The organism is Streptomyces sodiiphilus, assembly GCF_039529215.1.
Taxonomy (GTDB): domain Bacteria; phylum Actinomycetota; class Actinomycetes; order Streptomycetales; family Streptomycetaceae; genus Streptomyces; species Streptomyces sodiiphilus.
On sequence record NZ_BAAAMJ010000030.1, the window covers coordinates 254286 to 272823 of the forward strand.

The 18538-nt window shown below is 72.3% G+C and carries 17 protein-coding genes; 1 reads left to right on the forward strand and 16 read right to left on the reverse strand.

All coding sequences use genetic code 11. The features are described from left to right. Positions 1 to 6 precede the first annotated feature (6 nt). From ABD299_RS15415 to rsmH, 16 genes are all read right to left on the reverse strand, one after another. Positions 7 to 1224, reverse strand: a complete 1218-nt coding sequence (locus ABD299_RS15415) for a DivIVA domain-containing protein (protein ID WP_344262622.1) — start codon at positions 1222 to 1224, stop codon at positions 7 to 9. Between the two features lie 49 nt (positions 1225 to 1273). Continuing rightward, positions 1274 to 1558, reverse strand: a complete 285-nt coding sequence (locus ABD299_RS15420; RefSeq protein ID WP_344262624.1) for a YggT family protein — start codon at positions 1556 to 1558, stop codon at positions 1274 to 1276. Between the two features lie 69 nt (positions 1559 to 1627). After that, positions 1628 to 2263, reverse strand: coding sequence for a cell division protein SepF (locus ABD299_RS15425; RefSeq protein ID WP_344262626.1), 636 nt, complete (start codon positions 2261 to 2263; stop codon positions 1628 to 1630). Between the two features lie 121 nt (positions 2264 to 2384). Further along, a complete protein-coding gene (locus ABD299_RS15430; protein WP_344262628.1) occupies positions 2385 to 3113 on the reverse strand; it encodes a YggS family pyridoxal phosphate-dependent enzyme in 729 nt (242 codons plus the stop codon). Beyond that, a complete protein-coding gene (pgeF, locus tag ABD299_RS15435; RefSeq protein ID WP_344262630.1) occupies positions 3110 to 3844 on the reverse strand; it encodes a peptidoglycan editing factor PgeF in 735 nt (244 codons plus the stop codon). Before pgeF ends, ABD299_RS15430 begins: the two co-directional genes overlap by 4 nt. 19 nt (positions 3845 to 3863) lie before the next feature. After that, entirely contained in the window at positions 3864 to 5099 is a 1236-nt protein-coding gene (ftsZ, locus tag ABD299_RS15440; protein WP_344262632.1) for a cell division protein FtsZ, read from the reverse strand. 285 nt (positions 5100 to 5384) lie between these two features. Next, positions 5385 to 6182, reverse strand: coding sequence for a cell division protein FtsQ/DivIB (locus ABD299_RS15445; RefSeq protein WP_344262634.1), 798 nt, complete (start codon positions 6180 to 6182; stop codon positions 5385 to 5387). Between the two features lie 39 nt (positions 6183 to 6221). Beyond that, positions 6222 to 7313: an undecaprenyldiphospho-muramoylpentapeptide beta-N-acetylglucosaminyltransferase gene (murG, locus tag ABD299_RS15450; protein ID WP_344262636.1), complete on the reverse strand. Its 1092-nt coding sequence runs from the start codon at positions 7311 to 7313 to the stop codon at positions 6222 to 6224. A 6-nt stretch (positions 7314 to 7319) separates the two neighbouring features. After that, entirely contained in the window at positions 7320 to 8687 is a 1368-nt protein-coding gene (ftsW, locus tag ABD299_RS15455) for a putative lipid II flippase FtsW (RefSeq protein WP_344262638.1), read from the reverse strand. 47 nt (positions 8688 to 8734) lie between these two features. Then, positions 8735 to 10186 (reverse strand): UDP-N-acetylmuramoyl-L-alanine--D-glutamate ligase, encoded by a 1452-nt coding sequence (gene murD / locus ABD299_RS15460; protein ID WP_344262640.1) that lies wholly within the window; start codon positions 10184 to 10186, stop codon positions 8735 to 8737. Beyond that, positions 10183 to 11247: a phospho-N-acetylmuramoyl-pentapeptide-transferase gene (mraY, locus tag ABD299_RS15465; protein WP_344262642.1), complete on the reverse strand. Its 1065-nt coding sequence runs from the start codon at positions 11245 to 11247 to the stop codon at positions 10183 to 10185. Before mraY ends, murD begins: the two co-directional genes overlap by 4 nt. Next, positions 11244 to 12677 carry a UDP-N-acetylmuramoyl-tripeptide--D-alanyl-D-alanine ligase gene (locus ABD299_RS15470; RefSeq protein WP_344262644.1) on the reverse strand — a complete coding sequence of 478 codons (1434 nt, stop codon included), beginning with the start codon at positions 12675 to 12677 and terminating at the stop codon, positions 11244 to 11246. The genes mraY and ABD299_RS15470 overlap by 4 nt, the downstream gene beginning before the upstream one ends. Continuing rightward, positions 12677 to 14359 carry a UDP-N-acetylmuramoyl-L-alanyl-D-glutamate--2,6-diaminopimelate ligase gene (locus ABD299_RS15475; RefSeq protein ID WP_344262646.1) on the reverse strand — a complete coding sequence of 561 codons (1683 nt, stop codon included), beginning with the start codon at positions 14357 to 14359 and terminating at the stop codon, positions 12677 to 12679. Before ABD299_RS15475 ends, ABD299_RS15470 begins: the two co-directional genes overlap by 1 nt. A 42-nt stretch (positions 14360 to 14401) precedes the next feature. Then, positions 14402 to 16264 carry a peptidoglycan D,D-transpeptidase FtsI family protein gene (locus ABD299_RS15480; protein WP_344262647.1) on the reverse strand — a complete coding sequence of 621 codons (1863 nt, stop codon included), beginning with the start codon at positions 16262 to 16264 and terminating at the stop codon, positions 14402 to 14404. Further along, a complete protein-coding gene (gene ftsL / locus ABD299_RS15485) occupies positions 16261 to 16764 on the reverse strand; it encodes a cell division protein FtsL (protein WP_344262648.1) in 504 nt (167 codons plus the stop codon). The genes ABD299_RS15480 and ftsL overlap by 4 nt, the downstream gene beginning before the upstream one ends. Then, the gene (gene rsmH, locus ABD299_RS15490; RefSeq protein WP_344262650.1) at positions 16761 to 17738 is read right to left on the reverse strand and encodes a 16S rRNA (cytosine(1402)-N(4))-methyltransferase RsmH; all 978 of its coding nucleotides are present in this window, start codon (positions 17736 to 17738) and stop codon (positions 16761 to 16763) included. The genes ftsL and rsmH overlap by 4 nt, the downstream gene beginning before the upstream one ends. Positions 17739 to 17991: 253 nt before the next feature. On the opposite strand from rsmH, the gene ABD299_RS15495 reads away from it, so the two are divergent. Next, on the forward strand, positions 17992 to 18507 hold the full coding sequence (locus ABD299_RS15495) for a beta-class carbonic anhydrase (RefSeq protein WP_344262652.1): 516 nt from the start codon (positions 17992 to 17994) through the stop codon (positions 18505 to 18507). Positions 18508 to 18538 lie beyond the last annotated feature (31 nt).

The following is an 18538-nucleotide window of genomic DNA, read 5'->3' on the forward strand; positions in this document are numbered from 1 at the left end:
CGGCCGTCAGTTGTCGTCCTCGTCGATCAGGAATCCGCGCATCGGTGAGGGCGCCTGCTGCATCGGCTGGGGGCTCTGCGGCCGCACCGGTGCCATCGGCTGGGTCATCGCCGGCGACATCTGCTGCTGGCCGCCGTACGACTGGCCGCCGCCCGGGCCGCCCATCGGCTGGTGACCGCTGCCCATTCCGCCCGGGCCGTGGCCCGGACCCGAGGAGGCTCCCGCGGGGGCCATCGACGGTGCCGGGGACGGCGGCAGGGAGGGAGCGGCAGGGCTCCGCGGCGGGGCGAGGGAGTCGTCCGACTGGCTCTCCAGCTGGCGCAGCTGGCTCTCCAGGTAGGACTTCAGCCGGGTGCGGTACTCGCGTTCGAAGCCGCGCAAGTCCTCGACCTTGCGCTCCAGGGTGGCGCGGGCGGACTCCAGGGAGCCCATCGCGACCCGGTGCTTCTCCTGCGCGTCCCGCTCCAGGGCGTCCGCCTTGGCGCGGGCGTCCCGCTCCAGGCCCTCGGCACGGCTGCGCGCCTCACCGACGATCTTGTTCGCTTCGGAGCGAGCTTCCGCGATGGCCTGGTCAGCGGTCTGCTGTGCCAGCGAGAGCACTCGCGCGGCGCTCTCGTTGCCGCCCTGCTGCGGCATGCCCGGGCCACCGGGGCCGCCCATCGGACCGCCGGGGCCGCCCATCGGACCGCCCATCGGACCGCCCATGGGGCCACCGAGGTGCCCCTGCGGGCCGCCGTGGCCGGGCCCCTGGCCGTGGCCCATCGGCCCCGGGCCACCGTGATGACCCTGCGGGCCGCCGTGCCCCTGCGGGCCACCGTGTCCCTGAGGGCCGCCGTGCCCCTGAGGGCCGCCGTGCCCCTGCGGGCCGCCGGGGCCGCCGTGTCCACCCGGTCCACCGGGGCCGCCCGGGCCTGCGGGCAGCTGCGGCGGGCCACCCATCGGCTGCTGTTGCTGCTGCGGCACCGGCGACGGTCCGGATATGGCCGGAGGGCCGCCTCCGGGCCGCTCCTGCTGCTCGGGCTTGCGCATGTTCTGCTGGTTCTGCGCGGCGGCGCGCGTCGCCGCCGCCAGCTTCGCCCGCAGGTCCTCGTTCTCCCGCAGCAGACGGGTCAGCTCGGCCTCGACCTCGTCGAGGAAGGCATCGACCTCGTCCTCGTCATAGCCTTCTCGGAGGCGGACGGTCGTGAACTGCTTGTTCCGCACGTCCTCGGGGGTCAACGGCATCTCTTCACCTCAACGTAAGTCGTCGGCATATCGGCAAGACCGTACTCGTTCACAGCCTGGCCACGACGTTGATCAGGATGTAGACGATGATCATTAGTACGAAGAAGGACAGATCGAGCGCCACACCCCCGAGGCGCAGCGGCGGGATGAACTTCCGCAGCGCCTTCAGTGGCGGATCGGTGACAGTGTAGGCACCTTCCAGGGCAACGACCATCGCCTTGCCGGGCTGCCAGGAGCGGGCGAACATGAACACGTAGTCCATCACCAGCCGGAAGAGCAGAAGACCGAGCAGGCAGTACAAGGCGATCAGTATCACCTCTCGAACGATGCCCATCTGGTCTGTCCCTCTCCCCTGTTTCCTGCCCCGGCCGGGCGGCCGGGTCCGATCTTTCCGGTGTGTCCGTCAGCTCTGGTTGAAGAACCCGCCCTCAGCGATGCGGGCCTTGTCCTCCGCCGTTACGTCGACGTTAGCAGGAGACAGCAGGAACACCTTCTGAGTCACGCGCTCGATGCTGCCATGCAGACCGAAGACGAGACCAGCGGCAAAGTCGACAAGTCGCTTCGCATCCGTGTCATCCATCTCCGTCAGATTCATGATCACCGGGGTCCCTTCACGGAAGTGTTCCCCGATGGTACGGGCCTCGTTGTACGTCCGGGGGTGGAGCGTGGTGATCCGGTAGGGCTCCCGCTCCGACACGACCTTGGGCATGATCACCGGTGCGCTCTTCTCCAGATTCTGGCGTTCGGATGTGATGGAAGACACGGGAGCAATCCGCCCGGGTCGTCTGTTTTCCGTCATCAGCGGCACCGGTGCGGCCTCGGCCTCCCGCTGTGCCGGGGGGTGCATCACGCGCACCGCCTCCTCCGGCCGCTCCGGCCGCTCCCGCCGGTCCGCCGGCTCGCGGGCCTGCTGGCGCAGCCCCCGCTCGGGTTCCGGCTCGGGCTCGAACTCGTCGTCGGGCCCGTACCCGGGGCGGTCGTAGCCGTCGTCCTCCACGAGGCCGAGGTAGACCGCCATCTTGCGCATCGCGCCAGCCATCGACTGCGTCCTCCGCTCTGTGGTGGATCGGCTCCCTCCCGGGACCGTACATCCACACAACCTGCCCGAAATCATCGGGAATGACCATATTTTCGGTTGTGGTCCAACTCGTTTGGCGACGTTACCGGAGGTCAGGGCGGACACCGAGCACCGCGCTGCCGACACGTACGTGTGTCGCTCCGGCCTCGATCGCCTCTTCGAGATCCGCGCTCATTCCGGCGGACACCATGGTGGCAGCAGGATGCGCGGCGCGCAGGCTCCTGGCGACATCCGCCAGCCGCCCGAAGGCCTCCCGCGGCCGTCCGGCGTACTTCCCGGCGAGCGGGGCGACCGCCATCACCCCGTCCAGCCGCAGGCCGGGGGCCTCGGCAATCGCACGGGCCAGCTCCGGAACTCCCTCCGGCGCCGCCCCGCCCCGGCCGGCCGCGCCGGCCGCCGCTCCGTCCCGCTCCAGTGCCACCTGCACCAGGCAGCCCAGTGGCTCCCGGCCCTCCCGGGCGACCGCCGCCGACAGGGCGGCCACCAGCTTCGGGCGGTCCACCGAGTGCACCCGGTCGGCGTAACGCACCACGGAACGCACCTTGTTCGTCTGCAACTGACCCACGAAGTGCCAGTTCAGTGAAAGATCCGCGCAGGCCGCGGCCTTGTCCGCGGCCTCCTGGTCCCGGTTCTCGGCGACGTGCCGCACTCCCAGGCCGGCGAGCAGCCGGACGTCCGACGCCGGATAGGTCTTGGTCACCACAATCAGAGTCACGTCGCCCCGCGAGCGCCCCGCCGCGCTACAAGCGCCGTCAATGCGCTCCTCCACACGGGCGAGACGCTCCGCGATTGCACCGGCACGGTCCGTCATGAGTCGGCCAGCCAGACGTAACTCGCCTGCCTGCCTGTCACGGTCAGACGGCGATAGGAGAAGTGATCGGGGGACTCCAGCGTGCACACGGACGAGATCTTCACATCCTGTACCCCTGCCGCGCCCAACTGCCGGCGTACGCCCTCGGCGATATCGATGCCGGGGGTGCCCGCGCGGGTGTCGCAGCCGCTGCCGGGCACCGCACGCTCCACCTCGTCCCGCAGGGAAGCGGGCACCTCGTAGCACCGGCCGCACACCGCCGGGCCGGTCCGGGCCAGGATCCTGGCCGGTTCCGCCCCCAGAGCCACCATCGCCTCAAGTGTGGCGGGCACCACTCCGGCCGCCAGCCCCGGCCGCCCGGCGTGCGCCGCACCGGCCACTCCGGCCTCGGGGTCTGCCAGCAGGACCGGCGTGCAGTCCGCGGTCAGCACCGCCAGGACCTGCCCGCGCCGGGCCGTCACCACCGCGTCCGCCTCGGGCGCCGCACCACCGGGCCACGGCCCGTCGGCGACCGCCACCGCCGATCCGTGCACCTGGTTCAGCCACAGCACGGAGCGCGGGTCCACCCCGAGGGCGTGGGCCGCCCGTTCCCGGTTGGCCCGCACCGCGGCGGGGTCGTCCCCGACCGCGCCGCCGAGGTTCAGGGCCTCATACGGAGCGGCGCTCACCCCGCCCCACCGGTCGGTGAAGGCGAAGCGGGCGCCGCCGCGTTCGATCTGCTGAGTTATCACGCGCTGCCCGGCCGCTCTCTCACTTGAGGAAGTCCGGGACATCGAGTTCCTCGGCCTGCCCGCTGTCGTAAGGGCGGGCGGAGGGCACGTGCGGGCCGGTGCCGTGCAGGTCGCCGCTCTCCCCGGCGGGTGCGGCCGGCTCGGCCGCGGCGGGGGCAGGCTCCTCCTCCCGCCCGGGCAGAACGCCCAGTCCGCCGAAAGCGGGCCGTTCCACCTCGCCGTCCACCCGGTCGCGGTCCGGCGAGGCGGGTGTCTCCTCACGGCCCGCATAGGAACCGAGCACCTTTTCCCGGTTCCGGGCGGGCGGCTGGCCGCCGTCGAAGCCGGCCGCGATCACCGTGACGCGGACCTCGTCGCCCAGTGCGTCGTCGATGACCGCACCGAAGATGATGTTGGCCTCCGGGTGCGCCGCCTCGCTCACGAGCTGCGCGGCCTCGTTGATCTCGAAGAGACCGAGGTCCGATCCGCCGGAGATGGAGAGCAGAACCCCCCGGGCCCCGTCGATCGAGGCCTCCAGCAGCGGCGAGGAGATGGCCATCTCGGCAGCCGCCACCGCGCGGTCGTCACCGCGGGCGGAGCCGATGCCCATCAGCGCCGAGCCCGCTTCCGACATCACCGACTTCACGTCGGCGAAGTCCAGGTTGATCAGGCCGGGGGTGGTGATGAGGTCGGTGATCCCCTGGACGCCGGAGAGCAGCACCTGGTCGGCGGACTTGAAGGCGTCCAGCACGCTGACCTGGCGGTCCGAGATGGACAGCAGCCGGTCGTTGGGGATGACGATGAGGGTGTCCACCTCGTCACGCAGGCCCGCGATCCCGTCCTCGGCCTGATTGGCCCGGCGGCGGCCCTCGAAGGTGAACGGACGGGTGACGACGCCGATGGTGAGGGCGCCGAGGGAACGAGCGATATTCGCCACGACCGGCGCTCCACCGGTCCCGGTGCCGCCGCCCTCGCCCGCCGTGACGAAGACCATGTCGGCCCCCTTGAGGACCTCCTCGATCTCCTCCCGGTGGTCCTCGGCGGCCTTGCGGCCGACGTCCGGATTGGCTCCGGCGCCCAGGCCGCGGGTGAGCTCCCGGCCGACATCGAGCTTGACGTCGGCGTCGCTCATCAGCAGGGCCTGCGCATCGGTGTTGATCGCGATGAACTCGACGCCCTTGAGACCGACCTCGATCATCCGGTTGATGGCGTTCACGCCACCGCCGCCGATACCGACGACCTTGATGACTGCGAGGTAGTTCTGCGGTGCTGCCACGTCGAAGGCCTCTCGCCTCGAGTTACGTGTCGTCGCCCGCGTGTGCCGCGGCGCGCCGACGGATGCCGATGGACCGGCTGGGATGGGCCGGCCCGAACCCCAACCGTCAAGTTTAGGGTCAGGTGTGGTTCTGATTCCCTGGATTCCTCGTAACGGACACTAAGTCGCCAAGTGGCAGGCGTTCAACGAACACGCCGAACCTCCCGGTTTTCTTTTCACCCTATGTGATCACGCAGAGTACCGCGCAACCAGGGGTCTGGCCTGCGCGGATACCCGGGCGGGGCCTCAACCTCCGGACGCCGCCGGGGCGCTGGGCACACTCACATCGAAGTGATCCGCCTCCGGAACCGCTTTCAGGACCGCGGTGAGCGCCGCCGCCTTCGCGGCGGCCTCTTCGCCGCTTCCCCACAGGACGGTCCGCCCGCCGGTGAGCTCCAGGGTGAGGGAATCGTAGGAACCCACCCGGATCGCCCGGGTCCGCCGGTGCACCGGTTCGGGAAGCGCGGCCGCCACCTTCACGGCCTCCTGGCGGATCCGGTCCTCCCCGAAGCGGCGCAGGCTCGCGTTGTGTTCGAGCTCCAGCCGGAGCACGGGGACCCCGGCGACAGGCTCGACGACCTCGGCGAAGGCCACGCCCTCCTCGTCCACCTCGGTGTAGCCGCTCCCGGCGGGAAGCAGCACCTCGGGCTGCCGTTCGATCACCTTCAGCCCGACCCCATGAGGCCACGCACGTACCACTTGTACGCTTTTCACTCTGGGGAGTTCGCCCCTCAGTCGCGCACTCACGGCATCCTTGTCCAGCGAGGCCATCGGAGCACCGAGCGGCACCGCCGCCGCGGCCAGTACCTGATCGTCCGTCAGCTCCCGCGCCCCCTCCGGCCAGCCGACCGAGACCTTCTCGATCCGCAGCCAGTCCGAGAAGTACAGCGCCCAGCCGCCGAAGGCGCCGGCGGCCAGCAGAGCGCCGGCGAGCAGCAGCAGGGTACGGCGGCCGGGCAGCCGGAGCGGACCCGTCCGCCGTCCGGCCGCCGGGTCCGGCAGACGCCGGACGGCATCCCGCTCATCGGTCCTCACTCCGGCCACGTATCGCTCCTCAGCTCGCCGGCTTCCGCTTCCCGGCGGTCAGGCCGCCCGGGCCGCGATCGCCTCGTCCACCATGGCGACCAGCAGTTCGTCCGCGTCCCGCCGGCCGAACTCCGCGGCGGCACGGGACATGGCCAGCAGCCGGGCGGGGTCGGTCAGCACCGGCAGCACCTCGGAACGCACCCAGTCCTGCGTCAGCTCGGCGTCGTCGACGATCATTCCGCCGCCCGCCTTCACCACCGGCTGGGCGTTCAGGCGCTGCTCGCCGTTGCCGATGGGCAGCGGCACATAGGCCGCCGGAAGCCCGACGGCCGACAGCTCGGCCACGGTCATGGCTCCGGCACGGCACAGCATCATGTCCGCCGCGGCGTAGGCCAGATCCATCCGGTCCAGATACGGTACCGGCAGATAGGGGGGCATGCCGGGCATGTTGTCCGCGTGCGGCAGGTCGTTCTTCGGTCCGACGGCGTGCAGGATCTGGACTCCCGAGCGCTGCAGGGCGGGGGCGGCCGCCTGGACCACCTCGTTGAGCCGCCGGGCGCCCTGCGATCCGCCGGACACCAGCAAGGTGGGGAGGTTGGCGTCCAGGCCGAAGGCCGCCCGGGCCTCGGCCCGCGTGGCGGCGCGGTCCAGAAGCGCGATCGACCGGCGCAGCGGGATACCGGTGTAGCGGGCGTGCCGGAGTTTGCTGTCGGGCGTGGAGACGGCCACATGCCTGGTGTAGCGGGCACCGATCTTGTTGGCCAGCCCGGGCCGGGCATTGGCCTCGTGCACGACGATCGGCACACCGAGCCGCTTGGCGGCCAGATAGCCGGGCAGCGCCACGTACCCGCCGAAGCCCACCACGCAGTCGGCCTTGGTGCGCTCCAAGATCTGCTCGGCGGCCTTGATGGTGCCCCGCAGCCGCCCGGGCACCGTGATCAGCTCCGGGGTGGGCCGCCGCGGCAGCGGCACCGCGGGAATGAGCCCCAGCTCGTACCCGCGCTCCGGCACCAGCCGGGTCTCGAGGCCGCGCTCCGTGCCCAGGGCGGTGATCCCCACGGAGGGGTCACGGCGCCGCAAGGCGTCCGCGAGGGCGAGCGCAGGCTCGATGTGTCCGGCGGTCCCCCCGCCGGCGAGTACAACATGCACCGAAATTCACCGCTCTCCGGACGGCGCCCGTCTGCTGCGCCGTCGCATCGTGTTCCAGCTCGGACCGGCCCGCCGCTTCGCGCCGGGCTGCCGCCGCATGGCCAGAGCGGCCCGGGCCGCGGGATCGCTGCGCGCGAAGGCGATCAGCAGTCCCACGGCGAACATGGTGGGCAGCAGGGCGGACCCCCCGTAGGAGAACAGCGGCAGGGGCACTCCGGCGATCGGCAGCAGACCGAGCACCGCACCGATGTTGATCACGACCTGGGTCATGACCCAGGCCGTCACCCCTCCCGCGGCGTACCTCACGAAGGGGTCCTCCGTGCGTCCGGCCACGCGGATACCCGCATAGCCTAGAGCCGCGAACAGGCCGAGTACCGACAGCGTCCCTGCCAGGCCCAGCTCCTCCCCCGTGATGGCGAAGATGAAGTCCGTATGGGGCTCGGGAAGTTCGCCCCATTTCTCCATGCTCGCACCGAGTCCGGAGCCGAACCAGCCCCCCGAGGCGAGCGCGTAGATGCCGTGCACCGCCTGCCAGCAGCGGTCGTTCGGCCCCGGCTCGGTCGCCATGACGCAGGCCAGCCGGTCCATCCGGTGCGGGCTGGTCGCGATGAACAGCGCGCCGAGAACCACCGCGGCGGCCAGCACGCCGGCGAACAGCCGGGTGGGCGCCCCCGCCAGCCACAGCAGACCGAAGAGAATGGCCGTCAGGATCATCACGGTGCCCATGTCGCCACCCACGAGCACCAGTCCGGATACCAGCAGCGCACCGGGCACCAGCGGGATGAGCAGATGCCGCCACTGTCCGAGCATGCGCCGCTCGCCCTTCCTTGCGAGCAGGTCCGCGCCCCACAGGACGAGGGCCAGTTTCCCGAACTCGCTGGGCTGCAGGAGGAACGGGCCCCCCACGGCGATCCAGTTGGTGCTGCCGTTGACCTCCACCCCGACGCCCGGCACCTGCACGAGGACCAGCAGCACCACGGTGACGGCCAGGAACGGGTAGGTGAGCGCGCGCAGCAGCCGCACCGGGATCCGGGAGGCGACCAGCAGCAGCACGGTGCCCAGCAGAGCGGCCAGCAACTGCTTGCGGAAGTAGAAGGTGGCGGGAAGGTCGTAGCGCAGAGCCTGGATCTGGGACGCCGAGAAGACCATCACGAGCCCGAGCAGGGTGATCAGCAGTCCGGTGCCCAGGACCACGTAGTAGGCCGTCAGGGGCCGGTCCCAGGCCTTCCGGAGACGCACGACGGCCCGGGGCAGCCGCGGCGGGCGCGAGCGTCCCGGCGGCGGCCCTGCCGCGGGCCCCGGCCGCGGACGGCGCACCGTGCCGGACGCGGCGGGCGGGGCCGCGGGGCGCGGCGGGCGGGCTTGGGCGGTCATGCTCCGTCCCCTCCGGGACCCGCGCGGCGTCCGCGGGGCCGGACGGGTCACTGCTGCTCGTCGTGGTCCTGGCCGGCGGCCAGGGCGCGGACGGCGGCGGCGAACGCCTCGCCGCGCGCCGTGTAGTCGGTGAACATGTCCATCGAGGCGCAGGCCGGGGCCAGCAGCACGGTGTCACCGGGGCCGGCCAGCGAGGCCGCCGCACGGACCGCCGCCGTCATCGCCCCAGTGTCGGTCCGGTCCAGGTTCACCACGGGCACATCCGGTGCGTGTCGCGCGAGCGCTTCGGCGATCAGTGCGCGGTCGGCGCCGATCAGGACCGCGCCGCGCAGCCGCCCGGCCGACGCGGCCACCAGGTCGTCGAACCGGGCCCCCTTGGCCAGGCCTCCCGCGATCCACACGACCGAGGAACAGGCGGTCAGGGAGGCCTGCGCGGCGTGCGTGTTGGTGGCCTTGGAGTCGTCGATCCATGCCACCCCCGCGACATCGGCGACGTGCGCGATCCGGTGCGCGTCCGGCCGGAAGGCCCGCAGCCCGTCGCGCACGGCCGTGGCCGGCACACCGTAGGCGCGGGCCAGGGCCGCGGCGGCCAGCGCGTTGGCGATGTTGTGCGGGGCGGGCGGACGGACGTCGGAGACCTCCGCCAGCTCCTGGGCCCGGTGCCGCCGGTCCGGCACGAAGGCACGGTCCACCAGCAGGCCGTCCACCACGCCGAGTTCGGACGGCCCGGGGGCGCCCAGGGTGAACCCCACGGCCCGGCAGCCCTCCTCCACATCGGCGCGGCGCACCAGCTCCTCGGTGGGCGGGTCCGCGCTGTTGTAGACGCAGGCGACCCGGTTGCCCGTGTAGATCCGTCCCTTGTCCGCGGCGTAGCCGGCCATGGAACCGTGCCAGTCCAGGTGGTCGGGGGCGAGGTTGAGCACGGCGGCCGAGTGCGGGCGCACGGACGGCGCCCAGTGCAGCTGGTAGCTGGAGAGCTCGACGGCCAGGACGTCGTGGGGCCGCTGCTCACCGGCCTCCACGACATCGATGATCGGGGTCCCGATGTTGCCCACCGCCTCGGTCCGCAGCCCGGCCGCGCGCAGGATCGAGGCGAGCATCCGGACGGTGGTGGTCTTGCCGTTGGTGCCGGTGACCGCCAGCCAGGGCGGGGCGCCGGGGCCGCGCAGCCGCCAGGCGATCTCCACGTCGCCCACCACCTCGACACCGGCCGCGGCAGCCGCCTCGAACAGCGGGGAGCCGGGCTTCCAGCCGGGTGAGGTGACCACGAGTCCGGTGCCCTCCGGCAGCGTCGCGCCGTCGCCCAGCCGGACGCCGACGCGCTCCTCGCCCAGTTCGAGGGCCACATCCTGCTCCAGGCGCCGGGCCCGCTCGCGCCGGTCCGGCCCGTCGCCCCCGTCGACCACGGTGACGCGGGCACCGCGCCGGGCCAGGGCGCGGGCGGCGCTGACGCCGCTCACCCCCAGCCCGGCGACGGTGACGTGCTGTGCCCAGGTCACCAGCCGGTCACCCAGCCGCCGTAGAAGATTCCCAGGCCCACGATCACGCAGATGCCCTGGATGATCCAGAACCGGACCACCACAAGGACCTCGCTCCACCCCTTGAGCTCGAAGTGATGCTGGAGCGGTGCCATCTTGAACACGCGTCTGCCGGTGAGCCGGAAGGAACCGACCTGGATCACCACGGACATGGTGATGAGAACGAACAGACCGCCGAGGATCGCCAGCAGCAGTTCGGTACGGGAGACGATGGCCAGGCCTGCCAGGGCACCGCCCAGGGCCAGCGAGCCGGTGTCGCCCATGAAGATCTTGGCCGGCGAGGTGTTCCACCACAGGAAGCCGAACAGTGCCCCCATCAGGGCCGAGGCGACGATGGCCAGGTCCAGCGGATCCCGTACCTCGTAACAGCCCGCCCCGGCGGTCAGCTCGTCCGCGCAGGACTGGCCGTACTGCCAGACACCGATGAAGACATAGGCACCGAAGACCATCACCGAGGCACCGGTGGCCAGGCCGTCGAGGCCGTCGGTGAGGTTCACCCCGTTGGACATCGCCAGAATCATGAACAGCGCCCACAGTACGAAGAGCACCGGGCCGATGGACCAGCCGAAGTCCTGGGTGAAGGACAGATGGGTGGAAGCCGGGGTGAGTTCGCGGGAGTCGGCGAAGTTGAGCGACAGGATCGCGAACGTGACACCGACGATGAACTGGCCCAGCATCTTGGCCTTCGCCCGCAGGCCGAGACTGCGCTGCTTGACGATCTTGATGTAGTCGTCGAGGAAGCCGACCAGGCCCATGCCCGCCATCAGGAACAGCACCAGCAGGCCGGAGACCGTCGGCTGGCTGCTGGTGATGATCTTGGTGACGGCGTAGGCGATCAGCGTGGCCAGGATGAAGGCGATGCCGCCCATCGTGGGCGTCCCGCGCTTGCTGTGGTGGTCGCGCGGGCCGTCGTCCCGGATGAACTGGCCGTAGCCCTTGCGGGCCAGCAGTTTGATCAGCAGCGGAGTGCCGATCAGTGTCAGGAAGAGGGCGATGACGCCCGAGAAGAGGATCTGCCTCATCGGGCGGCGACCTCGCCATCGGGCGTGGCCGCGGCCCCCGGGACATCCCCGGCGAGCCGGATGGCGACCTGTTCCAGACCCACCGACCGGGACGCCTTGACCAACACGACGTCTCCCGGCCTCAGCTCATCGCGCAGCAGATCGACCGCTGCCCGAGCGTCGGACACGTGCACCGACTCCTCACCCCACGAACCCTCGTTCTTGGCGCCCATGTCCAGCCAGGCCGCTTCACGGCCACCGACCGACACGAGCTTGCTGACGTTGAGCCGGACAGCGAGCCGTCCGATGGCATCGTGCTCGGCGAGCGCGTCGTCACCGAGCTCGGCCATCTCGCCGAGCACCGCCCATGTCCGGCGTCCTTCGCCCATGGCGGCCAGCGCACGGAGCGCGGCCCGCATGGACTCGGGGTTGGCGTTGTAGGCGTCGTTGACGATCGTCACGCCGTCCGCCCGCTCGGTGACGTCCATCCGCCACTTCGAGAGCGGTCCCGCCACCGCCAGTGCCTCGGCGATCGCAGCAGCGGGCATGCCCAGTTCGTGGGCGACTGCCGCCGCGGCAAGCGCGTTCGACACGTGGTGCTCACCGTACAACCGCATGGTCACATCGGCGCACCCGGTGGGGGTGATGAGGCGGAAGGCGGGGGTGCCCTCGGCGGTCAGGCGGACGTTCTCGGCGCGCACACCGGCATCGGCGGCCTCGCCGAACAGCAGGACGCGAGCTCCGGTCCGCACCGCCATGGCCCGCACCAGCGGGTCGTCGGCGTTCAGCACCGCGACCCCGCCGGCCGCCTCGTCCGGCAGCGCCTCGACGAGCTCCCCCTTCGCCTGTGCGATGACCTCGCGACTGCCGAACTCGCCCAGGTGGGCGGAGCCGACGTTGAGCACCGCACCGATGCGCGGCGGAGTCAGGGCGGCCAGTTCCCGGATGTGGCCCAGGCCCCGGGCCCCCATTTCCAGCACCAGGTGCCGGGTGTCCGGTCCGGCGCGCAGCGCGGTGAGCGGCATCCCGATCTCGTTGTTGAACGAACCGGGGGTCCACACGGTGGTGCCGATTCGCTCCAGCAACTGGGCGATCAGGTCCTTGGTGCTGGTCTTGCCCACCGAGCCGGTGAGGGCGACGACCGTGCAGTCGAGGGCCGCGACACTGTGCCGGGCCAGCGCCGCGAGGGCCTCTGTCACGTCGTCCACCACGACGGCCGGCACGCCGACGGGACGGGTCGCCAGCACCAGTGCGGCACCCGCCTCGACCGCGCTCGCCGCGTGGTCGTGCCCGTCGGTGTTCTCGCCGGCCAGGGCTGCGAAGAGGGCGCCCGGGGTCGCTTCCCGGGAGTCGACCACCGCGGGGCCGGTCACGCGTGGCGGAGGGTCCGGTATGTCGTGCGGGGTGCCCTGGACCACCGCGACGATTTCGGGGACGGTAAGAGGGATCATCAGTCCTGGTTCATCCCGGGAGATGGGGGGTGGGAAAGGGAAGCGCGCTCGATGGCCGCGCGCAGCTCCAGACGGTCGTCGAAGGGCCGGACCACACCGGCGATGTCCTGGCCCAGTTCGTGCCCCTTGCCGGCCACCAGCACGGTGTCGCCGGGCTCGGCACGTGCCACGGCCGCCGCGATGGCGGCGGCCCGGTCCTCCTCCACCAGGACCGTTCCGCGCTCGTGCGCCGGCACCTCGGCGGCACCGGCCAGCATGGCGGCCAGAATCGCCAGCGGGTCCTCGGAACGGGGGTTGTCGGAGGTCAGCACGGCGGTGTCGGCCAGCCGCGCCAGCGCGGCACCCATCGCCGGGCGCTTGTGCGGGTCGCGGTCCCCGCCGCAGCCGAGCACGGCGTGCACCCGGCCGTCGGTCACCTTGCGCAGGGCGTAGAGCACCGATTCCACCGCGTCCGGCTTGTGGGCGTAGTCGACCACGGCCAGGTACGGCTGGCCGGCGTCCACCCGCTCCAGCCTGCCCGGCACGCCGGGAACCGCGGCCACGCCCTCGGCAGCGGTCCGCGCGTCGATCCCGGCCACGGTCAGTGCGGTGAGGGCGGCCAGCGCGTTGGCGACGTTGAACGGACCCGGCAACGGCGCCGAGGCCGGCACCCGCTCGCCTCCGGGGCCCACCGCGGTGAACGTGGAGCCCAGCGGGCCCACCTCGACGTCCTCGGCCCGCCAGTGGGCGTCCGGATGCCCCTCCGCGGAGAACGTGGTGACCGGGACCTCGGACTCGGCGGCCAGACGCCGGCCGTACTCGTCGTCGATGTTGACCACGCCGGACCGCGAGCGGGCCCGGGTGAACAGCTGCGCCTTCGCCCGGTAGTAGTCCTCCATGTCCGGGTGGAAGTCCAGGTGCTCGGGGGAGAGATTCGTGAACACCGCGACATCGAAGACGCAGCCGTCCACCCGGCCCAGCGTCAGCGCGTGGCTGGAGACCTCCATGGCGACAGCACGCACCCCGCGCTCCCGCATGACGGCGAAGAGCGCCTGCAGCTCGGTGGCCTCCGGGGTGGTGCGCTCGGACTTGATGCGCTCGTCGCCGATGCGCGACTCGACCGTCCCGATCAGGCCGGTCGGCTCGTCCTCCTTGGCGGCCTGCCGCAGGCCCCCCTCCACCAGGTACGCCGTGGTGGTCTTGCCCGAGGTGCCGGTGATACCGATCTGCAGCAGGTCCTGGCCGGGATCGCCGTACACGGTGACCGCCAGTTCGCCCATCCGGCGCCGGGGGTCCGGGACCGTCAGAGCGGGCAGTCCCGCGGCGGCGGCCCGCTCGGTGCCCGCCGGGTCGGTGAGCACCGCGGCCGCGCCCAGCGAGGCCGCCTGGACCGCGAAGTCCGCCCCGTGGAAGCGCGCGCCGGGCAGTGCGGCGTAGATGTCGCCGGGCAGGACCGCGCGCGAGTCGTGCGTGATGCCGGTCACGGTCCGGTCGCTGCCGGGGTCGGGAGCTCCCAGCAGCCGGGCCAGCTCCGTCAGCGGAACCGGGCGGACATGCTGCGGGCGGGGCGGTCCGGTGAGAGTGTGATCAGGGTGTGGCACGGCGGTGAGCGTACCCGCAGCGGCGGGGCCACCGCGAAGCGAGGGGCGCCGCCGGGGGCCGGAGGGCCGGGAGGCGGGTTTCCCGCCGGGGGTGGTGTCCACGTGGCTGTGCTCCGTTCCTCGCTGCGGGCCCGTGCCCGGTGCTCATTGCCCGGGCCGGAAGGTGACGGGAAGACGAGGGGCCTCCTCGCCGCCGGGCGGGACCCGCAGGGCCTTCAGGGAGAATTCCATGACCTCGCGGAACACCGGACCGCACACCCGGCTGCCGTAGTAGCTGCCCCGGGTGGGGTTCTGGACCGCGCAGTAGACGGTGATCCGCGGCTCGCCGGCGGGGGCGAACCCGGCGAAGGAGGCCGTGTAGCCGTCGTACCGGCCGGTGGCCGGGTCCACCCGGTTGGAGGTACCGGTCTTGCCGGCCACCCGGTAACCGGGGATCTGTGCGATACCGCCGGTGCCCTCGGGATCGGCGACCACGGCCTCCAGCATCCGGGTCAGGTCGGCGGCGGTGTCCTCACTGATCACCCGGGACCGCTCGGGCTCCGCGGCGCGCTCGTAGCGCCCGTCCGGGCCGGTGGTGCCGCGGACCAGTGAGGGTGCGATCCGCTCGCCGCCATTGGCCACCGTGGAGTACACCGAGGCGGCCTGCACGGCGTTGACCGACAGCCCCTGGCCGAAGGGAATCGTGTACTGCTGGGAGGCGTCCCAGTCGCCGGGATCGGCCAGGATGCCTGAGGTCTCTCCCGGGAACCCCAGGCCGGTGGGCCGCCCGAAACCGAAGGCCGTGAGGTAGGAGTGCAGCACCTTGTTGGCCTCCGGCTGCGTCCCGCCCAGTTCCTCGACGGCCAGGATGGTGCCGATGTTGCTGGACTTGGCCAGCACCCCCGCCAGAGTGAGGTAGTACGTCTCGTGGTCGTGGTCGTCCGCGAACGCGCGGTCGGCACGCGGCAGCCGGTTGGGGACGGTGACATGAGTGCCGGGTGTCGCCGCGCCCTCCTCCAGCACCGCGGCCATGGAGACCACCTTGCTGGTGGAGCCCGGCTCGAAGGCGTCCTCCAGGGCCCGGTTGCCGAGCCGTTCGGGACGGGCCGAGCGGATGTCGTTGGGGTCGTAGCCGGGCGCGCCGGCCAGAGCGAGGATCTCGCCGCTGCGGGCGTCCTGCACGACCACGTAGCCGCTGTCCGCGGCCGATTCCTCCACCTGGTCGCTGATCGCGTTCTGCGCGGCCCACTGGATGTCCCGGTCCAGGGTGAGCTCCATGTCGGTGCCGGGCACCGCGGGCTGCTCGCTGGAGCCCGCGGTGGGCACCCGCCGGCCGGCGGACTGGGCGAACGTGACGGTGCCGTCCCGGCCCGCCAGCTCCTTCTCCAGCTTGGCCTCCAGCCCGCCGCCCCCGCGGCCCTCGCTGTCGACGAAGCCGAGGACCGCGGCGGCCAGGTCCCCGTTGGGGTAGACCCGCTTGGGGTTCTTCTCCCGGAAGACTCCGGACAGGACCTGACGGCCGGTGCCCTTGGCCTCCTTGTCGGCCAGCGCACCGCGCAGGTCCTGGATCTGGCGCCAGGTCTGCGGAGTCTGCTGCCGGGCCAGTACCGCGTAGCGGGAGTCGGCGGCGGAGAGCAGTGCGGTGAGTTCCTGTTCGTCCCGGTCCAGAATGGGCGCGAGCAGCGCGGCCGCCTGGGCCGGCGCGTCGTCGATACCGGTCTGCTCGGGAGTGAAGAGGAAGGGGTCGGCGGTGATGTCCCAGGCGTCGACGGTGGTGGCCAGGGCCGCGCCGTTGCGGTCGGTGATGTCGCCGCGCTGAGCCGCGACCGGGAGCGTGACATACCGGTTGACGGCGGCCTTGTCCGCATAGGCCGCGGCGTCCACGGCCTGCACCTGCAGCAGCCGGACCATGAAGACCAGCATGATCAGGGTCAGGCCGAGGCTGATGAGCCGCAGCCGGGGCCGGGGGCTGTGGAGCCGCAGCGGCGCCGGCTCCCCGCGTGGCCGGGGGGTCCTGGGTGTACTCACTGCCCGTCCTCCGTCCCGGCCGTCACCCCGGCCTCGTCCGCCGGCACGGCCGGCGGGGGCGGCTCGGCGCCCTCCTCGGCGCCACCGGCCGCCTCTCCGGCCTGCTCGGGTACCTCCTCGCCGTTCTGCGGCTCCTCCTGCGGCGGGGCGGGGGCCGGCGACGCGTCGCCCAGGACCGTGCCGTCCGGGGAGAGGAAGGCCGGCGGCCCGCCGGGCACCATGCCCATCCGGCGGGCCCGCTCGGCCAGCGCGGCCGGCGCCGAGAAGGCGTCCACCTCCGCCTGCAGGGCCTGCTGCTCGTCGGTCAGCTCCTGGGTTTCCCGCTTCAGCTTGCTGAGCTCGAAGGACCCTTCGTTCACCGCGGCGTTGAGCAGCAGCAGCCCGAGCATCCCGGATCCCAGGAGCACCACCACGAGCAGCACGAACGGAGTGCGGGCGGCCTTCTGCGGCCGCCCGGGAACCAGTCCGGCCGGGCGGCCCGGCCGCGCCGCCCGGCTCACCGGACCGGCTCCCGGATGCGCTCGGCCGCGCGCAGCCGGGCGGGGGCGGCCCGGCGGTTCGCGGCCACCTCGTCCTCCGAAGGAAGTTCGGCTCCCCGGGTGAGCAGCCTCAGCCGGGGCTGGTACTGCTCGGGGACCACCGGCAGTCCGGGCGGCGCGGTGTTCCCCGCTCCCCGCGCGAGGACCCGTTTGACCAGGCGGTCCTCCAGCGAGTGGTAGGAGAGCACCACGATCCGCCCGCCGACCGCGAGCGCGTCGACAGCGGCCGGCACCGCCCGCTCCAGCACGGCGAGTTCCCCGTTGACCTCGATGCGCAGCGCCTGGAAGGTGCGCTTGGCCGGGTTCCCTCCGGTCCGCTTGGCGGCCTGGGGAAGGGCGTCGCGGATGAGCTCGACCAGCCGCGCGCTGGTGGTGAAGGGCTCGCGTTCGCGCTCCCGGACCACCGCCTCCACGATCCGCCGCGCGAACCGCTCCTCGCCGTAGGTGCGCAGCACGCGGACCAGTTCGCCCGGCGGGTAGGTGTTGAGGACCTCTGCGGCGCCCGGCCCCGTGGTCTGATCCATCCGCATGTCCAGCGGGGCGTCCTGGGAGTAGGCGAACCCCCGGTCCGCCTCGTCCAGTTGCATGGAGGAGACACCCAGGTCGAACAGCACCCCCGCCACCTTCGTGGTGCCCAGGCGGCCGAGCACCGCGGGGAGTTCGTCGTAGACGGCGTGCACGGGCGTCACCCGGTCCGCGAAGCGCTCCAGCCGGCGTCCGGCCAGCTCCAGCGCCGCGGGGTCCCGGTCCAGTGCGACCAGCCGGACCCCGGGAAAGGAGGTGAGGAGAGCCTCGCTGTGCCCGCCGAGCCCGAGCGTGCAGTCGACGACCACCGCTCCGGGACGGCGCAGAGCCGGCCCCAGCAGGTCCAGGCACCGCTGGAGCATGACGGGGCGGTGCCGGACTTCCGGCGGCCGGTCATTGCTGGTCGTCATGGGCCTTCCGAGGGAGGTGAGACAGGTGACGGGCGCAGGCTGAGCTCACGCCTCCCACTGCGCGCCACCCTAGTCCACCTCCCGCGCCGGTCAATCACTGCGGGTTCGGCCGCGTGGCGGCGTTTCGCCCGGCACCACAGGCGGCGTGATCCACCTCACAGCGGCCCGGCGCCGGCGCGCTTGCCGGGATATGCCGGACCTCACAGCGTGCGTCACCGGCCCGGCGGGCCCGCGGCGTATTACCGTTTGGGGCATGTCGCCTTCCGTTACCGACAAGCTCGTCGCAGCCAACCGGCGTTACGCCGAGGACTTCACCGATCCCGGCATGGACGCCCGGCCCGTGCGCCAGGTGGCCGTCGTCGCCTGCATGGACGCCCGCCTGGACCTGCACGCCGCACTGGGGCTGGATCTCGGGGACTGCCACACCATCCGCAACGCCGGCGGGGTGGTCACCGACGACATCATCCGGTCCCTGACGATCAGCCAGCGCGCGCTGGGGACGAGGGCCGTCGTGCTGATCCAGCACACCGGCTGCGGCCTGCTGCAGCTCACCGAGGACTTCCGCGACGAACTGGCGCAGGAGGTGGGCCAGAAGCCCAGCTGGGCGGTGGAGTCCTTCAAGGATCTGGACCGCAACGTCCGGCAGTCCGTCGCCCGGGTGCGCACCTCGCCGTTCCTGCTGCACACCGACGACGTGCGGGGGTTCGTCTTCGACGTCACCACCGGGCTGCTGCGCGAGGTGGAGGCGGAGCCGGTCCCCGCGAAGTGACCCGGGAGCCCGGTGGTGTGAAGAATACTGG